This is a genomic window from Vibrio sp. 1562 (assembly GCF_033340155.1).
GTDB lineage: Bacteria > Pseudomonadota > Gammaproteobacteria > Enterobacterales > Vibrionaceae > Vibrio > Vibrio alginolyticus.
The window spans coordinates 1-511 of the sequence record NZ_JAWOVY010000801.1; the positions used below are offsets into that span (position 1 = coordinate 1).

General features: G+C 47.2%; 1 protein-coding gene. It reads left to right on the forward strand.

The features are described from left to right. The coding region (gene pdxH, locus R7Z49_RS27750) for a pyridoxamine 5'-phosphate oxidase (protein WP_318112870.1) at window positions 1-511 on the forward strand (511 nt) is incomplete at both ends.

Below are 511 nucleotides of genomic sequence, written 5' to 3' on the forward strand. Positions count from 1 at the left end.
ATTCAACCTTTGGTTGGAGCAAGCGATTAAGGCGGGGTTGACGGATCCTACTGCGATGACAGTGGCGACCGTGGATGAAAACGGCATGCCATTTCAACGAATCGTTTTATTGAAAAACGTCGATAAAGATGGCTTCGTGTTTTACACCAACTTAGGTAGTCGCAAAGCGCAGCATCTTGAGCATAACAGCAACATCAGCCTGCATTTCCCTTGGCATCCACTAGAGCGCCAAGTTCACATTACTGGTGTGGCTGAAAAGCTGACTGCGATGGAAAACATGAAGTATTTTACTTCTCGCCCTAAAGATAGCCAGCTGGCGGCCATTGCGAGTAAGCAAAGTAGCCGTATTTCTGCTCGTGGAGTGCTGGAAGGTAAGTTCCTTGAGCTCAAACAGAAATTTGCCAAAGGTGAAATTCCAATGCCAACATTTTGGGGCGGCTTTAGAGTTAAACCGCAAAGCATTGAGTTTTGGCAAGGCGGTGAGCATCGTCTGCATGACCGTTTCCTATTC